Source organism: Paraburkholderia panacisoli, from assembly GCF_008369935.1.
GTDB classification, from domain to species: Bacteria; Pseudomonadota; Gammaproteobacteria; order Burkholderiales; family Burkholderiaceae; genus Paraburkholderia; species Paraburkholderia panacisoli.
Window position 1 is genome coordinate 1 of record NZ_VTUZ01000123.1, and the last position, 2,195, is coordinate 2,195.

3 protein-coding genes are annotated in these 2,195 nt (G+C 61.1%); all 3 read left to right on the forward strand.

What is annotated here, in order from left to right; all coding sequences use genetic code 11:
* A partial coding sequence (locus FVF58_RS50815; protein WP_425469040.1) for a transposase occupies nt 1-459 on the forward strand: 459 nt, incomplete at its 5' end.
* Entirely contained in the window at nt 456-791 is a 336-nt protein-coding gene (gene tnpB / locus FVF58_RS50820) for an IS66 family insertion sequence element accessory protein TnpB (protein ID WP_149676960.1), read from the forward strand. The genes FVF58_RS50815 and tnpB, both read left to right, overlap by 4 nt.
* Before the next feature lie 64 nt (nt 792-855).
* The coding region (gene tnpC / locus FVF58_RS50825; RefSeq protein ID WP_149676961.1) for an IS66 family transposase at nt 856-2,195 on the forward strand (1,340 nt) is incomplete at its 3' end.

Consider the following 2,195-nt stretch of genomic DNA (forward strand, 5'->3'; position numbering starts at 1 on the left):
GGCGAAGGCATCTTGAACGGCAAGCCGGGCAGCCCGACGATCATGTCCATTCAAATTTTAAATGGACAGGTGTACATGATGGACGAAGTCGAGGTTGTCCAGGAGGTGGTTCAGCCGACACGGCGCCGGCGGCATAGCAAGGAATTCAAGGAGATGGTCGTTCGGGCGGCAATGCAGCCGAACGTGTCGATTGCGGCCGTGGCACTGCATTACCGGTTGAACGCCAACCTGCTGCGCAGCTGGGTTGCAGCGCAGGAGGAACGCGATGCCGCTGAAGCAGCCCGACAGGAGTTGAATGTCTCGTCGCCGGAATTTGTGCCGCTGCAGATGCAGAATGGTGTTGCAGGGGCGACGCACATCGAGATCGAGGTGCGCAGGGGCGCGACAGCGATCACGGTGCGCTGGCCGCTGTCGGCCGCGAGCGACTGCGCAACGTGGCTGCAGGGGTGGTTGCGTTGATTCGCATCGATGCTATCTGGCTCGCGACGGAGCCTGTCGACATGCGCGCGGGTGCCGATACACTGCTTGCGCGCGTGGTCAAGGTGTTCGGGTCGGTAAGGCCCCATCATGCATACCTATTTGCCAATCGTCATTCGACGCGAATGAAGGTGCTGGTCTACGATGGCCTGGGCATATGGCTTGCCGTACGGCGGCTGAACAAGGGGCGCTTCGTCTGGACAAACGGCGAGCAGGCGGTGAGCGTGGGGCTGAGCCCTGAACAGCTTCAGGCTCTCGTGATGGGACTGCCGTGGCGCACTCTCGCTCCGGATTATGCGATCACGGTAATTTGAGACCCGCGAGTACGTAAACTGTTTCGCTTGCTGCATCCGGCGCGGCTCTGTCAGACTGATTGCCATGGACATACCCGCCAATCTCGACGCCCTCAGTACCGAACAGATACGCGAACTGAACGCGAAGCTGATGGCCGAGATCGCCGAGAAAGAAAGAGAGTTGCAGTACCGGCAAACACGTATCGACCAGCTTACGCACGAACTCTCAGTCATCAAACGGCAGCAGTTCGGCAGGCGTAGTGAGCAGCTCAACAAGGAGCAACTGAGCCTACTTGAGGAAGCGCTCGACGCGGATCTGGCGGCAATCGGGCTCGAGCTGCAGGGGCTGAAGTCCGGCGAGCAAACTGGGACGCCACGTCAACAGCCAAAGCGGGCACCGCTTCCTCCCGACTTGCCACGTACCGACATTCATCACGAGCCGGACAGCACGATCTGTACGTGCGGCTGCGAACGCGTTCGCATCGGCGAGGACATCAGCGAGAAGCTGGATTACACGCCCGGCGTGTTCATCGTAGAGCGGCATATCCGGGGAAAATGGGCGTGCAAGGCATGCGAGACGCTGGTGCAGGCTGCGGTGCCGCCTCATGTGATCGACAAGGGCATCCCGACCCCCGGCCTGCTTGCTCAGGTGCTGGTCGCCAAGTACAGCGATCACCTGCCGTTGTATCGACAGGAGCGCATCTTTGCGCGGGCGGGTCTGGCGATCGCGCAATCGACGCTCGGCGCTTGGGTTGGCGCGTGTGGCGTGCGCCTGCAGCCCCTGGTCGATGCACTTCGCGAAGAAGTGTTGCAGCAGGCGGTACTGCATGCCGACGAGACGCCGGTACAGATGCTTGCGCCGGGAAAGGGCAAGACCCATCGAGCCTATCTGTGGGCGTACAGTACCACGCAGTTCTCCGATCTGAAGGCGGTGATCTACGACTTCGCCGAGAGCCGCGCTGGCGAACATGCACGCGCATTTCTGGGCGAGTGGCACGGCAAGCTGACATGTGACGACTATGGAGGCTACAAGGCCAGCTTCCAGAGCGGCGTGACCGAAACCGGGTGCCTAGCCCATGCGCGCCGTAAATTCTTTGACTTACACGTCAAGCACCAGAGCGAGCTGGCCGAGCCGGCGTTGCGATACTTCGGCGCATTGTATGAAATCGAACGCGACGTCGCGGAACTCGAGCCCGATAGAAGACGTCTTGTGCGTCAGGAGCGCGCTCGCCCCGTCGCCGACGAACTTCATGCATGGTTGCTCACGCAACGGCAGCGTGTGCCGGACGGATCCGGGATCGCCGCAGCACTCGACTACAGCCTCAAACGCTGGGAAGCGCTTACGCGCTATCTGGATGACGGGCGTGTGCCTGCAGATAACAACTGGGTCGAGAATCAAATACGGCCATGGGCTCTGGGGAGGTC